Source organism: Streptomyces sp. NPDC044106 (genome assembly GCF_056433985.1).
Map to the genome: position 1 here is coordinate 244,978 of NZ_JBWKFZ010000004.1, position 15,769 is coordinate 260,746.

Below are 15,769 nucleotides of genomic sequence, written 5' to 3' on the forward strand. Positions count from 1 at the left end.
GCGTTCCCCCGCACCCTAGAATTGTGGGGTTTGTCCCCGAGCCGCGTACGGAGCCCCTCATGCACAGCCCCCACGACCCGTTCGTACGCGTCCGGGGTGCCCGCGAGCACAACCTCCAAGGCGTCGACGTGGACATTCCGCGTGACGTACTCGTGGTCTTCACGGGCGTCTCCGGCTCGGGGAAGTCGTCGCTCGCGTTCGGGACCGTCTACGCCGAGGCCCAGCGGCGCTACTTCGAGTCCGTCGCGCCGTACGCCCGGCGGCTGATCCATCAGGTGGGCGCGCCGAAGGTCGGCGAGGTCACCGGTCTGCCGCCCGCCGTCTCGCTCCAGCAGCGCCGCTCGGCGCCCACCTCGCGCTCCTCCGTCGGCACCGTCACCACGCTCTCCAACTCCCTGCGGATGCTCTTCTCCCGCGCGGGCCGCTATCCGGCGGGCGCCGAGCGGCTCGACTCGGATGCCTTCTCGCCGAACACGGCGGCCGGCGCGTGCCCCGAGTGCCACGGTCTTGGCCGGGTGCACCGCACGACGGAAGAGCTCCTGGTGCCGGATCCGTCGCTGTCCATCCGCGAGGGCGCCGTCGCGGCCTGGCCCGGTGCCTGGCAGGGCAAGAACCTGCGGGACGTGCTCGACGCCCTCGGGTACGACGTGGACCGGCCGTGGCGCGAGTTGTCGCAGCGGGACCGCGACTGGATCCTGTTCACGGACGAGCAGCCGGTGGTGACCGTGCACCCGGTGCGCGACGCAGGACGCATCCACCGCCCCTACCAGGGCACGTACATGAGCGCCCGGCGCTACGTCCTGAAGACCTTCGCTGACTCCAAGAGCCAGTCGCTGCGCGCCAAGGCCGAGCGGTTCCTGGCGAGCGCGCCGTGTCCGGCGTGCGGCGGCAGCAGGCTGCGTCCGGAGGCGCTGGCCGTCACCTTCGCGGGCCACACGATCGCGGAGCTTGCCGCGCTGCCGCTCTCCGACCTCGCCGACGTCCTCGCGGGCGCCGCGGACGATTCGGAGACGGCCCGTGTCCTTACCGGGGACCTGATCGCCCGTATCGCGACCGTCACCGAGCTCGGTCTCGGCTACCTCAGCCCCGACCGCGCCACGCCCACGCTCTCGGCGGGCGAACTCCAGCGCCTGCGCCTCGCGACCCAGCTGCGCTCGGGGCTCTTCGGCGTGGTGTACGTCCTGGACGAGCCGTCGGCAGGACTCCATCCGGCGGACACGGAAGCCTTGTTGACGGTGCTCGACCGGCTCAAGGAGGCGGGCAACTCGGTCTTCGTCGTGGAGCACCACCTCGATGTCGTGCGCCACGCGGACTGGCTCGTCGACGTCGGCCCGCGGGCGGGCGAGCACGGCGGGCGGGTGCTGCACAGCGGCCCGGTGGCGGAGCTCGCCGAGGTCCGCGAGTCGGCGACGGCCCGTTTCCTCTTCGGCCAGGAACCCGCTCCGGAGCGTGAAGTCCGGTCCCCGCAGGGCTGGTTGAAGCTCGGTCCGGTGACCCGGCACAACCTGAGCGAGGTGACGGCGGAGATCCCTCTCGGCGCCTTCACCGCCGTCACGGGCGTGTCGGGTTCGGGGAAGTCCACACTCGTCGGCGAGATCACCGAGGACCTCGCGGGCGTCGGCCGTCTCGTCCGCGTCGACCAGAAGCCGATCGGGCGCACGCCCCGCTCCAACCTGGCCACCTACACCGGCCTCTTCGACGTCGTACGCAAGGTCTTCGCGGCCACGGACACGGCGAAGGAACGCGGCTACGGCGTGGGCCGCTTCTCCTTCAACGTGGCGGGCGGGCGCTGCGAGACCTGCCAGGGCGAGGGTTTCGTCAGTGTCGAGCTGCTCTTCCTGCCGAGCACCTACGCGCCCTGCCCGGCCTGCGGGGGCGCCCGCTACAACCCCGAGACGCTCGAAGTGACGTACCGGGGAAGGAACATCGCCGAGGTGCTCGACCTGACCGTCGAGGCCGCCGCGGACTTCTTCGCCGACACCCCGACCGTCGTACGCAGCCTGCGCACACTCCTCGACATCGGCCTCGGCTATCTGCGGCTCGGCCAGCCCGCCACGGAGCTGTCGGGCGGCGAGGCCCAACGCATCAAGCTGGCGGGCGAGTTGCAGCGCGTCAGGCGGGGCCACACGCTCTACCTCCTCGACGAGCCGACGACGGGCCTGCACCCGGCCGACGTCGAGGTCCTCACGCACCGCCTGCACGAACTGGTCGACGGCGGAAACTCCGTGGTCGTCGTCGAGCACGACATGGCGGTCGTGGCGGGCGCGGACTGGGTGATCGACCTCGGTCCCGGCGGCGGCGACCGGGGCGGCCTGGTCGTGGCGGCCGGCACCCCGGCGCGGGTGGCGGGCGCCGAGGGCAGCAGGACGGCGCCGTATCTGGCTCGCGCGCGGGGAGCGCGGGGGCGTTAGGCGGGCGGGGAGCGGGGGCAAGTTCGGTTCGGTGGGCCGTGACGGGTTCGGGACGACGGTGCCGCCGAGCGAGGTCACCACACCGCAGAACCGCAGGGGCGCCGCGTGGCAGATCGGGGCGGGGCTGAGGTAGACGGTGTCCTCGCCGAAGCCGTAGGCGCGGGGAACCGCGCGACAAGCCACGGACGCCCCGCGGTCCCCCACTTACCCGCGCACCTACCGGCCGACCTTCCGGGTGGCCCGCAACCACTCCTTGTTCATCGCCGCGATGGACGGCAGCGGAATGCCCTTCGGGCACGCGGTCGCGCACTCACCGGTCAGCGTGCAGCCGCCGAACCCCTCCGCGTCCATCTGCGCCACCATGTCCAGGACCCGCATCTCGCGCTCGGGCGCGCCCTGCGGCAGGACGTTCAGGTGGTTGACCTTGGCCGAGGTGAACAGCATGGCGGAACCGTTGGGGCAGGCCGCCACGCACGCCCCGCAGCCGATGCACTCGGCGTGCTCGAACGCGGAGTCGGCGTCCGGCTTGGGCACGGGCGTGGCGTGCGCCTCGGGCGCGGAGCCGGTCGGCGCGCTGATGTAGCCGCCGGACTGGATGATCCGGTCGAAGGCCGAGCGGTCCACGACCAGGTCCTTGACGACCGGGAAGGCCGAGGCGCGCCACGGCTCGATGTCGATGGTGTCGCCGTCCTCGAAGGACCGCATGTGCAGCTGGCAGGTGGTGGTGCGCTCGGGGCCGTGCGCGTCGCCGTTGATGACGAGCGAGCAGGCGCCGCAGATGCCCTCGCGGCAGTCGTGGTCGAAGGCGACGGGGTCGTCGCCCTTGACGATGAGCTCTTCGTTGAGGGTGTCGAGCATTTCCAGGAACGACATGTCGCTGGAGATGCCGTCCACTTCGTAGGTGGACATCGCGCCGTCGGCGTCGGCGTTCTTCTGGCGCCAGACGCGCAGGGTGAGCTTCATGCGTAGCTCCGCTGAGTGGGGTGGACGTACTCGAAGACGAGGTCTTCCTTGTGCAGGACGGGGGCGGCGCCGGTGGCGGTGAACTCCCAGGCGGCGGCGTACGAGAACTCCTCGTCCACCCGCGCCGCCTCGCCGTCCGGGGTCTGCGACTCCTCGCGGAAGTGGCCGCCGCAGGATTCGGCGCGGTGCAGGGCGTCGAGGCACATCAGCTCGGCGAGTTCGAGGTAGTCGACGATGCGGTTCGCCTTCTCCAGGGACTGGTTGAACTCCTCGCCGGTGCCGGGCACCTTGATGCGGCGCCAGAACTCCTCGCGGATCTGCGGGATGCGCTCCAGGGCCTTGCGAAGGCCCGTCTCGGTGCGCGCCATGCCGCAGAACTCCCACATGACCTCGCCGAGTTCTCGGTGGAAGGAGTCGGGGGTGCGGTCGCCGTCGACGGACAGGAGCAGGTTGAGGCGGTCCTCGGTCTCGGCGAGCACCTCCTGCACGACCGGGTGGCCGTCGTCCACCTCGTCCTTGTGCGGGTTGCGGGCGAGGTAGTCGTTGATGGTGGACGGCAGCACGAAGTAGCCGTCGGCGAGGCCCTGCATGAGGGCGCTCGCGCCGAGCCGGTTGGCGCCGTGGTCGGAGAAGTTGGCCTCGCCGACGGCGAAGAGCCCGGGGACGGTGGTCTGGAGGTCGTAGTCGACCCAGAGGCCGCCCATCGTGTAGTGCACGGCGGGGTAGATCCGCATCGGCACCTCGTACGGGTTCTCCGCGGTGATCCGCTCGTACATGTCGAAGAGGTTGCCGTACTTCTCCTCGACCTTCTTCCTTCCCATCCGCCGGATCGCGTCGGCGAAGTCGAGGTAGACGCCCTGCCCGCCGGGCCCCACTCCCCTGCCCTCGTCGCACACGTTCTTGGCGGCGCGGGAGGCGATGTCGCGGGGCACGAGGTTGCCGAAGGAGGGGTAGATGCGCTCCAGGTAGTAGTCGCGCTCGTCCTCGGGGATCTGGTTCGCCGGGCGGTCGTCGCCCTTGGCCTTGGGCACCCAGATCCGTCCGTCGTTGCGCAGCGACTCGCTCATCAGCGTCAGCTTGGACTGGTGGTCGCCGGTGCGCGGGATGCAGGTGGGGTGAATCTGCGTGAAGCAGGGGTTGGCGAAGTACGCCCCGCGCCGGTGGGCCCGCCAGACGGCGGTGGCGTTGGAGTTCATGGCGTTGGTCGACAGGTAGAAGACGTTGCCGTAGCCGCCGGATGCGAGGACCACGGCGTCCGCGAAGTACGTCTCGATCTTGCCGGTGATCAGGTCGCGGGCGACGATGCCGCGCGCCCGCCCGTCGACCACGATGACGTCGAGCATCTCGGTACGGGGGTGCATCTCCACGTTGCCCGCGGCGATCTGGCGGCTGAGCGCCTGGTACGCGCCGAGCAGGAGCTGCTGCCCCGTCTGGCCGCGCGCGTAGAACGTCCTGGAGACCTGGACGCCGCCGAAGGAGCGGGTGTCGAGGAGGCCGCCGTACTCGCGGGCGAACGGCACGCCCTGCGCGACGCACTGGTCGATGATCTCCACCGAGATCTGCGCGAGGCGGTGGACGTTGGACTCGCGGGCGCGGAAGTCGCCGCCCTTGACGGTGTCGTAGAAGAGCCGGTGGACCGAGTCACCGTCGTTGCGGTAGTTCTTCGCGGCGTTGATGCCGCCCTGCGCGGCGATGGAGTGGGCGCGGCGCGGTGAGTCCTGGTAGCAGAACTGCACGACGTGGTAGCCCTGTTCGGCGAGGGTGGCTCCGGCGGAGCCGCCTGCCAGGCCGGTGCCGACGACGATCACGGTGTGCTTGCGCCGGTTGGCGGGGTTGACCAGCTTCGCCTGGAAGCGGCGGGTGTCCCAGCGCTCGGCGATCGGCCCCGAGGGGGCCTTGGCGTCGACGAGCGGCTCTCCCGTCGTGTACGCGGAGTACTCACTGGAGTAGTTCATGGGTCAGCTCACCAGTCCGGTCATGACGGCCACGGGTACGGAGACGAAGCCCACGGTCAGCACGAGGGCGAGGCCGTTGGCGAGAGGCTTGAGGACGCGGTTGCGGGTCGCGGTGCCCACGCCCAGGGTCTGCGCCGCGCTCCACAGTCCGTGCCGCACGTGGAAGCCGACGGCGACCACGGCGACGATGTAGACGACGTTGCTGTACCAGGTGGAGAAGGTGTCGATGACGTTCTGGTACGGGTGCAGGTGCTCGTAGGTGCCGGGGTGCACGGTGCCGGTCGTCAGGTCGAGGACGTGCCAGACGATGAACAGCGCGATGATGATGCCGCCCCAGCGCATGGTGCGGGTCGCGAAGCTCGCCTCGCGCCGCTTGTGCACGTACTGGGTGGGGCGCGCCCTGATGTCGCGGCGGCTCAGCTGGTACGCGGACGTGGCGTGCGCGACGACGGCGACGACGAGCACCGCGCGGACCAGCCAGAGCGTCCATTCGTAGTGCATGAAGGGCTCGCCGAGGGTGCGGAGCCAGTGCGCGTACTCGTTGATCTCCGCCGGGCCGAAGAAGATCTTCAGGTTGGCGAACATGTGCAGGAACAGATAGAGCAGCATGATCAAGCCGCTGACCGCCATCACCGTCTTCTTGCCGATGGTGGAGTCCCAGAGCGTGCGGGTCATGGACGGCCGTTTGTCCGTCCGCGTTGCCAGAGCCATGACAGAGACGCTATGGCCGAGAGTCCCGATCGGTCCAAGACATGGATCAGCTCAACTCCATAGTCTGAGCCTATCGACCCACGTACCGTACGTGTATGCAATTCCAGCAGCTGCACTACTTCGTCGCCGTCGCCGAGACCCGGCACTTCACGCGGGCCGCGGAGGAGGTCCATGTCTCCCAGCCGTCGCTCTCCCAGCAGATCCGGGCACTGGAGAGGGAGCTGGGCGCGGAGCTGTTCAGCCGCGCGCGCGGCAACATCACCCTCACCGACGCCGGTGAGGCACTGCTGCCGCTGGCCCGCCGGATCCTCGCCGACGCGGACACCGCCCGGATCGAGGTGCAGGAGCTGGCGCAGCTGCGCCGGGGCCGGATCCGCCTCGGGGCGACGCCGAGCGTGTGCACGGGGCTGCTCCCCGACGTCCTGCGCGCCTTCCACGACCGGCACCCCGGCATCCAGCTCCTCATCGAGGAGGGTGGCTCCCACGATCTGGTACGCGAACTGGCGCGCGGCGCGCTGGATCTGGCCCTCGTGGTGCTTCCGCTGCCCAGCCCCTCACCGGCCCTCACCACCGTCGAGCTGCTGCGCGAGGACCTGGTCGTGGTGTCGGCGCCGCACGCGCGCCGCCTCGGTGACGCGGTGCGCATCGCCGATCTCCAGGGCGAGCGCCTCGTGATGTTCCGGCACGGCTACGACCTGCGGGAGCTGACCGTCGCCGCCTGCCGCGCCGAGGGGTTCGAGCCGGAGTTCGCGGTCGAGGGCGGGGAGATGGACGCGGCGCTCGGCTTCGTACGGGCCGGTCTTGGCGTGGCGGTCGTGCCGCGCATGGTCGCGGAGCGGTCGGGGCCCGACCTGCGGATGACGCCGCTGGCCAGGCCGAGCCTGCACCGCACGATCGCGCTCGCCCACCGCAGCGACGTGGCGCCGCCGCGCGCGGCGCGGGAACTCCAGCGGATGCTGCTGGAGCGCGACCTGCCCTGAGAGCCTGTCCTTGGAGCTTTGAGAGCCTGTCTTTGAACCCCCGTCGTCCGCGCGAAGCGCGGGCGCAGCGGTGTTCGGTGCGTGCGATCGGTGTGCGGAGTCCCAGGTCATGTGGCGGAGCCACCTGTCCTGGGACTCCGTGCGCCGAGGGCGCGTGCCGGGCGCCGCTGCGCAGACGGGGGTTCAAAGACAGGCTCTGAATCCCCGCACCCGCCCCGGCGGTCAGCCGGTCGCGTCCGCCAGTGCCAGTTCGTGCAACCGGTCCGGCGGGCCGGGCCGCGCGTAGTACCAGCCCTGGGCCGTATCGCAGCCGAGCTCCCGCAACTGGTCCGCCTGGGCGCCCGTCTCGACGCCCTCGACGGTGACCGCGAGGTCGAGGCTGTGGGCCAGCGCGACGATCCCCTCGACGATCTTCAGGTCGACGGGGTCGGCGGGGAAGTGCTGCATGCCCTGGGTGAACGAGCGGTCGAGCTTGAGCACGCTCACCGGCAGGCGCCTCAGGTTGGCGAGGTTGGAGTAGCCCGTGCCGAAGTCGTCGAGCGCGATGTCCACGCCCATCTCGGCGAGCCTGCGCAACGGCTTGAGCAGGTCGTCGTCGGCTCCTATCAGCGCGGACTCGGTGACCTCCAGGCAGAGCGCGCCCGGCTCGAGGCCCTCGCGCTCCAGGATGTCGACCGTGTCGGAGACAAGGCCCGGGTGGGTGAGCTGCATCGGCGAGAGGTTGACGTTGACGCGCAGCGGTCCGGCCCCGCTGTGCCGGGCCTCCCACAGGCGGGCCTGGCGCACGGACTCCTCGAGGACCCAGCGCCCCAGCGGCACGATCAGGCCGGTGTGCTCGGCGAGCGGGATGAAGCGGTCCGGGCCGATGACGCCGTGCTGCGGGTGCAGCCAGCGCACCAGCGCCTCGGCGCCGCGCACACTGCCGTCGCCGAGGTGCACGAGGGGCTGGTACTCGATGAAGAACTCGCCGCGTTCCAGGGCGGCGGGCAGCGCGGTGGTCAGGCCGTGCCGGGTGATGGCGCGGGCGTCGGCCTCGGGGTCGGCGAGTTCGTAGCGGTTGCCGCCCGCGGACTTGGCGCGGTACATCGTGATGTCGGCGCTGCGCAGGACTTCCGCGGCGCCGCGCTCGCCCGCCGCGCCCTCGACGATGCCGATGCTGCCGCGCACGGTCAGCTCGCGTCCGTCGACGCGGATCGGGGCGGCGAGCGCGTTCATGATGCGGCCGGCGAGCTCGTCCACCTCGGTCTCGGTGTCGGGGCCCGTGGTGAGCGCCACGAACTCGTCGCCGCCGAGCCGGGCCACCATCTCGCCGGGGGCGGTCGCGCAGGACTGCAGCCGGTCGGCGACCTCGACGAGCAGCCGGTCGCCGGCCGCGTGACCGAGGCTGTCGTTGACGGTCTTGAAGCCGTCGAGGTCGAGGTAGCACAGCCCGAACCGGGCGGTTCCGCCCGCCGCGAGCGCCTTCTCCAGGCGCTCGAAGAACAGGGTGCGGTTGGGCAGTCCGGTGAGCGCGTCGTGCGTGGCCTCGTACCGCAGGCGGAGATTGAGGAGCCGTCGCTCGGTGGTGTCCTCCATCAGGGCCAGCTGGTACTGCGGGGCGCCGTCCGCGTCGCGCAGCAGGGAGACGGTCAGGTTGGTCCACAGGACCGTGCCGTCGGGGCGGTAGAAGGCCTTCTCCACGCGGTAGTGCTCACGGTCCCCGCGCACCAGTTCCTCGTACAGCTTCCAGACGTGGGGTGAGTCGTCGGGGTGTGTCCACTCCCCCACGTTGCGCCCGCGCAGCTGGTGCTCCAGGCCGCCGAACATGCGGATCAGCGCGTCGTTGACCTCCAGGACCGTGCCGTCGAGGTCCGCGATGCCGATGCCGATCGCGGCGCCGTGGAAGACGGCACGGAACCGCGCCTCGCTGGCGTGCAGGGCCTCGGCGACGGCGCTGCGGGCGCTCAGGGCGGCCCGGGAGATCGCCTCCTGCTCGGCAAGCGTGCGCTCGCGCAGCGCCTGGGCGAAGCCCGCGGCCATCGCGTGCTGGATCCGCGCGGAGCGGGCGCGCAGCTCCTCGCGGGGTCCTTCACCGCCGCAGTACAGGACCAGATAGGCGTCGACGCAGTCGAGCGTCCGGCTGAGGGCCTCTGGGTCCGTGCAGTGCGTGCCGACGAGCGCGGCACCGATGCCCTGGCTCTTCGCCGAGTCGAAGACCCGCTCCCGCAGCGCTTCGCTCAACCGCCGGGCGAGCGGCACCAGTTGCTGCTCGAACTCGGGACGGGTCAGCGAGGTCGCCGTCACGGGAAAGATCGCCCGGCTCCAGATGGTGGCGAACCGGCGGAGTCTTCCCTCGGGTCCGTCCTGCTCGCCGCTCAACGCTTGCGTCCCACGCCCGCGAATCCCGAGAAGGAGTAGGGATCCTCCTCCTCGGGCGCAGTGTCGGGCCGCCAGTGCGGCATCGGCACCAGGCCGGGTTCCACCATGTCGTATCCCTCGAAGAACCGCGCGATCGCGTCGCGCGAGCGCATGATCAGTGGATTGCGGATGTCCTTGTATACACCGACCGTCCGCCCGGCCTGTTCGGGGGGAACGGGAACCCCCTCGTACGAGGCGTGGCTGACCACGACGAGGCTGCCGGGCGCAGTTGCGTCCCGCAGCTCGGCGACCGCCGCGTAAGGATCGTACGCGTCCTCGACGAAGTGCAGGACGGCGACGAGGAGAAGAGCGACCGGGCGGTCCAGGTCGAGGACCGTGGCGACTTCCGGACTGCCCAGAATGTCCCGGGGCGCGCGCAGGTCGCCGGTGACGGCCCCGGTCCCCTCGGTGCCGTCGAGAACGGCCCGGCTGTGCGCCACGGCGACCGGGTCGTGGTCCACGTAGACGACGCGGGCGTCGGGGCTGGCCTGCCGGGCCACCTCGTGGACGTTGCCGAACGTCGGGATGCCGGAGCCGATGTCGAGGAACTGGGTGACGCCCTGGTCGACGGCGTACCGCACCGCGCGCCGCATGAAGGCCCGGTTGGCCTGCATGATCTTCGGCAGCCCCGGCATGAACTCCATCGCCTTGCGGGCCGCCTCCCGGTCCACCTCGAAGTTGTGCGAACCGCCCAGGTAGTAGTCGTAGATGCGGGAGACGCTGGGCATCGAGATGTCGATGCCAAGCGGGGCCCAGGCGGGACGCTCCATCAAGACTCCAAGGCGTAGGGGGTGACGCAGACGATCCGGTGTTCGAGGGTGAGGCTACTGATCGTCCGCCAAGGGAGCGAGTCAAAACGGAAATTGGCCGTCCGTTCTCGGTCACTGCCTTTGGCAAGTGCCGTGTCCCGCACCGGGGAACGGCCCGCCCCCTCCCTGTGATATGGGAGGAGACGGGCCGGTCTGTCCATGCGCCCGGGCGGGCTAGCCTGCGGCGCCCACCGGCTTGCCCTGGGGGCTCGCCGCGTACCAAGTCCCGCCCACGCCCTGGCCGTTGGTGTCTCCGGGCTTCTTGTCGCCGCCGAAGGTGTACAGCGGCCAGCAGTTGATCGTCTGCTGCTTCTCGCCGTCGGGCCGGTTGAAGACCATGAAGCCCTTCTCGAGGATTCCTCGAGTGTCGCTCTTGGCCACGGGAGCCACGACGGACCACTTCTGGAGGCAGGCGCCGGTGCACGCCGACTTGATCGGCCAGGCCGAGTCCTTGGTGAAGCGGTAGACGGTCATGCCGTTCTTGTCGACGACGATCTCGCCGAGTTTCGGGTCCTTGCGGGTGGAGAGTCCTGCCGGGTCGACGGGAGCCGCCCCGGCCGCCGGGGGCGCGGCCTTCTTGCCGTCGGGGGCCGCCGCGTACCAAGTGCCGCCCACTCCCTGCCCCTTGGCGTCGCCGGGCTTGGTGTCCCGTGCGTACCGGTACATCGGCCAGCCGTCGACGGTCAGCTGCTTGGTGCCGTCGGCGGCGGTGACCTCACCGAGCAGGGAGGCGTCGACGCCCGGAGCGGCCTTGGCGCCGCCCGCCGCGACGGCGGGCCAGGTCTTCAGGCAGGCGGCGTCGCAGTTGGACTTGGGCGGCTGGGCGGTGTCCTTGTCGAAGCGGTAGAGGGTGAAGCCCGCGTTGTCGGTGACGACCTTGCCCAGCTTCTTGCTGTCCCACACGGCGAGTTGCCCGGCGGGCTTGGCCTTGGCGCCCGCGCCCTCGCCGACGGCGTCCTTGTCGGCGGCGTCGGAGTCCGCGCCGTAGCCGTCGTCCGCGCCGTAGCCGTCGTCCGCGCCGTAGCCGTCGTCCGCGCCGTAGCCGTCGTCCGCGCCGTAGCCGTCGTCCGCGCCGTAGCCGCCGTCCTTCGCGGGCGCCTGGTTGCCCACGTTCTGCCCGTTCGGGGACTGGTCGCCCTTCTCCTGGCCGCACGCCGTCGTCAGCGCCAGCAGGGCCGCGGCTGTCGCTACGAGTGAGGCGCTCCGCCAGGCCCGGGGGGAAACCCCACTTGGATGCAGCATCCTTGACTCCCACTGTTCACAGAGGTGTTGTGGCGCCCGATTGCGTCACACATGGCCCTAGGTACGGGCGGGAGCCACCGCGCCGTTCAGCCGGGGCGCAAGATTCTTTGCCGAGGACGCCGCCGGAGCGAGGGGTGCGCGCCGTCAAACCCTGACGGAGACAGATCCCCCCTTCGGGTCAATCAGGGGCTTCGGCGGCGTGGCGGGGCCGTGCACTGCCCATGCTCCCCGTCGTGCATCGAACTTCGCGGGCCTTGTCACCCCTAGTCACACGCGTGTTGGCGCTCATGGCGCTGGCCTTGCTGCTCGGTGCCTCTTCGGCCCTCGGCGCGGCCTCCGCCGACGACTGCGCCTACGCTTCGATCACTCAGGGCGGCAGCGCTTCGGGCGGCGGCTCGGTGGCCGTCGCGGGCGACGGCGTCAACTGCCACGCCGGTCCCACACATCACCCGAAGCCTCCCCCACCGCCCCCACCACCTCCACCACCGCCTGCTCCCCCACCACCGCCACCACCGCCGCCTCCGCCTCCGCCACCGCCCGCTCCCAAGCCGCCTCCACCGCCGGCCCCCGCGCCGCCCGTCCGGCCCACGCCACCGCCTCCGCCGCCCGCGCCGCCGGCCAGCGAGCCGAAACCCGAACCCAAGCCGTCCGTCACCCCCCGGCCCACTCCGTCGGCCTCATCCGTGTCATATCCGGCGTACCACGCCCCGTCGCGCGGGCAGCAGCCCCGCCACGGTCCACCCCTCGTCTCGCTCACCCTGCTCATCACGGCGCCCGCGGTGCTCGCCGTCGCCGCGCTCCGCCCGCGCTGACCGCCGGAGGTTTCCATGTCGGAATGGCTTGTTCTCACCCTCGCGATGGTCGTCGTGTGCGCCGTCGTGCTCGTCGTGACCCTGCTTCGCCACCGCACGACCGGCGAGGACTACGACGCGTCGGAGACGCCCGACGTCATCGAGTACATGACGATGATGATCGGCGTCGTGTACGCCATCGTCCTTGGCCTGGCCATCGCGGGTGCCTGGGAGGCGCGGGGCGCCGCACAGGAGCACGTACGCCTCGAGGCCCAGGCCCTGCACGAGGTCTCGGAGCGGTCGCGGGTCTGGCCCGAGGAGGTACGGGGCCAGATCCGCGCCGACGTCCACGCCTATGTCAGCCATGTCGTCACCACGGAGTGGGACACCATGAAGGACAAGGGTGAACTCACCGACCGTGGTGCGCAGTTGCTGGCCCGCGTCCGGCACGACGTGACGGACTACGAGCCGAAGTCGGACTACGAGGCGCAGGCCTACCAGCCGCTGGTCGACGCGGTGGCGGCCGCGGACGACGCGCGCAGCGCCCGCGCGGACAGTACGGGGGCGACCATGCCCGGCGTGGTCTGGTTCGGTCTCATCATCGGAGGGTTCGTCACCATCGGCATGATCTTCGCCCTGCAAATTCGCCGCACCCCGCGCGAACTCATCCTGGCGGGTCTCTTCTCCGCCCTGTTCGCCTTCCTGCTCTTCCTCATCTGGGACCTCGACGCGCCCTACAGCCGCGGCGTCGCGGCGACAGCGGAACCGTTCCACCTGTTGTTCCCCGGACTGAGTGGCTGATCCCGGCCACCTTCGGGCCCGTATCGGCATCCGTGCTGCGCCGCGCTTTTGTTCGGCGCACCCTGGTGCCATGGCCTGGCAGTCACCGATCATCGTCCACCCGCCCGCCGCCGACGGCGGGCGACGGGTCACCGTGCGCGGAGAGGACGTCGGCGTCGCCCGCAGCGACGCGGGCCTCACGGGGTTCCTGCGGCGCGCCGGCATCGGCGAGGCCGACATCGCGCTCGACGACCCGCATCTCGTCGAATGGCGCGGCGGAGCGCACGGGTGGCCGGACCGGACGGACCGGACGGACCAGACGGACCAGACGGACCGGACAGACCGCTGAGAGACCCGCACGTCGCCCGATTTGCCACGTTCGCCCTCCTTGTTAAGGTTTGCGTGAACCGGCAGGTGACGTGTGCCGGGTGGAGGTGCCGATGGCCGCCGGGCCGCTGGACTGGTCGCTGGTCGACGGGGCGGTTCCGCTCGTCGTGCGGATTCTCGGCGGCCTGGCACTCGCCGCCCTCCTCTTCTCCCGCGACCGCCGCTGGCGGACCCGGCTGCTCCCGCTCGCCGCCGTGACGGCGGCGATCCTGACCCTTCTGGTCCAGCTCACCGTCGACGACTGGTGGCAGCCCTTCCCCGACAAACTCCCCGTCGACGTGGTGGTGTGGACCGGCGTCGCGATCCTCGGCGTCTGCCTGGCCCTCTGCCGACTGCCGACGCTGCGGTGGCCCGGCCGCGCGGGCGCCCTGTCCGCGGGCCTGCTCGTCGTGGTCCTCGGACTTTCCGAGGTGAACATCCACTACGACAACTACCCGACCCCGCGGACCATGCTGGGCCCCCAGGGCACCATCAGCCTCAAGGACGCCACGGGCAGGAAGGAGCCGACACTCGACGTGCCCGCGGGCAAAGCGCTGTCCGAGGTGTGGAAGGCGCCGGCCGGGCTGCCCGCCAAGGGCACCGTGTCGACCACCTCGATCCCCGGCGCGAAGTCGGGGTTCAAGGCCCGTGACGCGTACGTCTACCTGCCCCCGGCCTACCGCGCCTCGCCCCGCCCGTTGCTGCCCGTACTCGTCCTGATGGCCGGGCAGCCGGGCTCCCCGCAGGACTGGATCACCTCCGGTCAGCTGCCGGACATGATGGACGACTTCGCCAGCCGGCACGGCGGTCTCGCGCCGGTCGTCCTCGTCGTCGACCCGCTGGGCTCCTCCTTCGACAATCCGCTGTGCATGGACTCCCGGCTCGGCAAGGTGCAGACGTATCTCGCCGAGGACGTCCCGGCCTGGGCGGCGGACCATCTGCAGACGGCCACGGGCCGCGCGCACCGGGCGGTCTCCGGGCTTTCCAACGGCGGCACCTGCGCCCTGCAGCTGGCGGTCAACGCGCCGGAGGTCTATGGCACCTTCCTCGACATCTCGGGCCAGGACGAGCCGACGCTCGGGGGCCGCGAGAAGACCGTGGACGCGGCGTTCGGCGGGGACGAAGCCGCGTTCGAGAAGGTCAACCCGGTCGACGTGATGGCGCGGCGGAGGTTCCCGGACACGGCCGGGGCGTTCGTCGCGGGGACCGACGACTCGACGTACCGTCCGCAGGCGCTCACGGTGTACGCGGCGGCGAGGAAGGCCGGGATGAAGGCCGAGCTCGTGGAAGTGCCGGGCGGGCACAGCTGGCAGGTGTGGCGTCCCGGCCTGGAGAAGCAGCTCCCGTGGCTGGCGTCGCACATCGGCCTGACGCCCCTGGGGCGCTGACCGCGCCGAGGTCCTGACGCGGCGCTGAAGCACGGGAGCTGAGCCGCTGGGCCCAAGCCGCCCCGTCCCCCTACCGGAGAGCCCCACCACACCGCCGGGCCCAATCCGCGACGCCGCGCCGCCCCGTTCGCCCGACCGGCCCACCCGTTTGACCCGTTCGCGCGACACGGATCGCGGTGCCACGGCTCCGTACCTAGCGTTTCGGACATCGAGGTGCATTTCAGATGTCAGCGGAAGAAGAGTCCGCCGCTTGCTCCTCGGGGACCCGGAGGATCCACCATGAGCGCGATACGCATCGCCTCGGCCGCTCTGCTCACCGCTTCCGCACTCGCCGTGACGGCCCCCGCCGCGACCGCGGCCGTCCTCGGCGAGGAGAACGTGACCGCTTTCGGCTTCAGCGTCACCCCGACGACGATCGCCGCGGGCGGCCAGGTCACCCTCAACGTCGACGGATGCGACGGCGAGACGAAGGTCACCTCCGGCGTCTTCGACGACACCACCATTCCCAAGGGGCAGAAGTCCGCCACCGCCCAGGTGTTCTGGGACGCCAAGCCGGGTGCGACGTACGAGGTCACGTTCACCTGCAACGGCAGCAACCCGGGCAGCGACAAGACCGACCTCACCATCGCCACGGGTCGTCCCGACAACAACAGCCACCACCCCAACAACACCCACCACCCGGATCACCACGCCCACAAGGGCGTCAAGGCCGGCACCGGTGGCAGCCTCGGCGGATTCGACCTGCACGAGATCGCCCTCGGCGGCGCCCTGATCCTGGGCACCGTCGGCACCGCGTACTACAAGATGCGCCGCCGCACCGGCGGGGACCACTCCTGACAGCACTCCGCCCCCGGGACGTCTCCAGATCCCGGGGACGAAGCGCCGGCACCGTCGGTACGAGCTGTTCCCGTCGGTACGAGAAGGGCACACCGGGCACGGAGCGGAAGGGGGGCGCCCCGGCCCGGAGGGCCCAACT

Annotated in this window: 14 protein-coding genes; 7 read left to right on the top strand and 7 right to left on the bottom strand. The window is 71.1% G+C overall.

Annotation, left to right across the window (positions count from 1 at the left end; genetic code table 11):
* Window positions 1-59 precede the first annotated feature (59 nt).
* Window positions 60-2,411 (top strand): ATP-binding cassette domain-containing protein, encoded by a 2,352-nt coding sequence (locus tag AC07DI_RS08795; RefSeq protein WP_478903161.1) that lies wholly within the window; start codon window positions 60-62, stop codon window positions 2,409-2,411.
* Window positions 2,412-2,627: 216 nt separating this feature from the next.
* On the opposite strand, the gene AC07DI_RS08800 is transcribed toward AC07DI_RS08795, so the two are convergent.
* From AC07DI_RS08800 to AC07DI_RS08810, 3 genes are read right to left on the bottom strand one after another with little or no spacing between them, the layout of a single operon-like run.
* A complete protein-coding gene (locus AC07DI_RS08800; RefSeq protein WP_478903162.1) occupies window positions 2,628-3,374 on the bottom strand; it encodes a succinate dehydrogenase/fumarate reductase iron-sulfur subunit in 747 nt (248 codons plus the stop codon).
* Complete coding sequence (locus tag AC07DI_RS08805; protein WP_384246880.1) at window positions 3,371-5,329, bottom strand: fumarate reductase/succinate dehydrogenase flavoprotein subunit; 1,959 nt, start codon at window positions 5,327-5,329, stop codon at window positions 3,371-3,373. Before AC07DI_RS08805 ends, AC07DI_RS08800 begins: the two co-directional genes overlap by 4 nt.
* A 3-nt stretch (window positions 5,330-5,332) precedes the next feature.
* Window positions 5,333-6,040 (bottom strand): succinate dehydrogenase, encoded by a 708-nt coding sequence (locus tag AC07DI_RS08810; protein WP_478903164.1) that lies wholly within the window; start codon window positions 6,038-6,040, stop codon window positions 5,333-5,335.
* Window positions 6,041-6,135: 95 nt separating this feature from the next.
* On the opposite strand from AC07DI_RS08810, the gene AC07DI_RS08815 reads away from it, so the two are divergent.
* Window positions 6,136-7,020: a LysR family transcriptional regulator gene (locus tag AC07DI_RS08815; RefSeq protein ID WP_478903166.1), complete on the top strand. Its 885-nt coding sequence runs from the start codon at window positions 6,136-6,138 to the stop codon at window positions 7,018-7,020.
* Window positions 7,021-7,242: 222 nt separating this feature from the next.
* Here the strand turns inward: AC07DI_RS08815 and AC07DI_RS08820 are convergent, their stop codons facing one another.
* The 4 genes from AC07DI_RS08820 to AC07DI_RS08835 all read right to left on the bottom strand — a co-directional run bounded on the left by AC07DI_RS08820 (window position 7,243) and on the right by AC07DI_RS08835 (window position 12,026).
* Window positions 7,243-9,378, bottom strand: a complete 2,136-nt coding sequence (locus AC07DI_RS08820) for a putative bifunctional diguanylate cyclase/phosphodiesterase (RefSeq protein ID WP_384246888.1) — start codon at window positions 9,376-9,378, stop codon at window positions 7,243-7,245.
* The gene (locus tag AC07DI_RS08825; RefSeq protein ID WP_384246890.1) at window positions 9,375-10,187 is read right to left on the bottom strand and encodes an SAM-dependent methyltransferase; all 813 of its coding nucleotides are present in this window, start codon (window positions 10,185-10,187) and stop codon (window positions 9,375-9,377) included. Before AC07DI_RS08825 ends, AC07DI_RS08820 begins: the two co-directional genes overlap by 4 nt.
* A gap of 213 nt (window positions 10,188-10,400) precedes the next feature.
* Window positions 10,401-11,468, bottom strand: a complete 1,068-nt coding sequence (locus AC07DI_RS08830) for an SCO0930 family lipoprotein (protein ID WP_478903168.1) — start codon at window positions 11,466-11,468, stop codon at window positions 10,401-10,403.
* A gap of 420 nt (window positions 11,469-11,888) precedes the next feature.
* Window positions 11,889-12,026 (bottom strand): hypothetical protein, encoded by a 138-nt coding sequence (locus AC07DI_RS08835; RefSeq protein ID WP_478903170.1) that lies wholly within the window; start codon window positions 12,024-12,026, stop codon window positions 11,889-11,891.
* Window positions 12,027-12,151: 125 nt separating this feature from the next.
* On the opposite strand from AC07DI_RS08835, the gene AC07DI_RS08840 reads away from it, so the two are divergent.
* The 5 genes from AC07DI_RS08840 (at window position 12,152) to AC07DI_RS08860 (ending at window position 15,630) form a co-directional block, all read left to right on the top strand.
* Window positions 12,152-12,280 carry a hypothetical protein gene (locus tag AC07DI_RS08840; RefSeq protein ID WP_384246897.1) on the top strand — a complete coding sequence of 43 codons (129 nt, stop codon included), beginning with the start codon at window positions 12,152-12,154 and terminating at the stop codon, window positions 12,278-12,280.
* Window positions 12,281-12,295: 15 nt separating this feature from the next.
* A complete protein-coding gene (locus AC07DI_RS08845; protein WP_478903171.1) occupies window positions 12,296-13,060 on the top strand; it encodes a bestrophin-like domain in 765 nt (254 codons plus the stop codon).
* A 70-nt stretch (window positions 13,061-13,130) separates the two neighbouring features.
* On the top strand, window positions 13,131-13,388 hold the full coding sequence (locus AC07DI_RS08850) for a hypothetical protein (RefSeq protein ID WP_478903173.1): 258 nt from the start codon (window positions 13,131-13,133) through the stop codon (window positions 13,386-13,388).
* 91 nt (window positions 13,389-13,479) lie between these two features.
* Window positions 13,480-14,793, top strand: a complete 1,314-nt coding sequence (locus tag AC07DI_RS08855) for an alpha/beta hydrolase (protein WP_478903174.1) — start codon at window positions 13,480-13,482, stop codon at window positions 14,791-14,793.
* A gap of 279 nt (window positions 14,794-15,072) precedes the next feature.
* Window positions 15,073-15,630: a hypothetical protein gene (locus AC07DI_RS08860; protein ID WP_478903175.1), complete on the top strand. Its 558-nt coding sequence runs from the start codon at window positions 15,073-15,075 to the stop codon at window positions 15,628-15,630.
* The last annotated feature ends 139 nt before the right edge of the window (window positions 15,631-15,769 follow it).

Coding starts and splice junctions, on each gene's coding strand:
- AC07DI_RS08795 (WP_478903161.1), top strand. CDS start 60: ATGCACAGCCCCCACGACCCGTTCGTACGCGTCCGGGGTGCCCGCGAG.
- AC07DI_RS08800 (WP_478903162.1), bottom strand. CDS start 3,374: ATGAAGCTCACCCTGCGCGTCTGGCGCCAGAAGAACGCCGACGCCGAC.
- AC07DI_RS08805 (WP_384246880.1), bottom strand. CDS start 5,329: ATGAACTACTCCAGTGAGTACTCCGCGTACACGACGGGAGAGCCGCTC.
- AC07DI_RS08810 (WP_478903164.1), bottom strand. CDS start 6,040: ATGGCTCTGGCAACGCGGACGGACAAACGGCCGTCCATGACCCGCACG.
- AC07DI_RS08815 (WP_478903166.1), top strand. CDS start 6,136: ATGCAATTCCAGCAGCTGCACTACTTCGTCGCCGTCGCCGAGACCCGG.
- AC07DI_RS08825 (WP_384246890.1), bottom strand. CDS start 10,187: ATGGAGCGTCCCGCCTGGGCCCCGCTTGGCATCGACATCTCGATGCCC.
- AC07DI_RS08830 (WP_478903168.1), bottom strand. CDS start 11,468: ATGCTGCATCCAAGTGGGGTTTCCCCCCGGGCCTGGCGGAGCGCCTCA.
- AC07DI_RS08845 (WP_478903171.1), top strand. CDS start 12,296: ATGTCGGAATGGCTTGTTCTCACCCTCGCGATGGTCGTCGTGTGCGCC.
- AC07DI_RS08850 (WP_478903173.1), top strand. CDS start 13,131: ATGGCCTGGCAGTCACCGATCATCGTCCACCCGCCCGCCGCCGACGGC.
- AC07DI_RS08855 (WP_478903174.1), top strand. CDS start 13,480: ATGGCCGCCGGGCCGCTGGACTGGTCGCTGGTCGACGGGGCGGTTCCG.
- AC07DI_RS08860 (WP_478903175.1), top strand. CDS start 15,073: ATGAGCGCGATACGCATCGCCTCGGCCGCTCTGCTCACCGCTTCCGCA.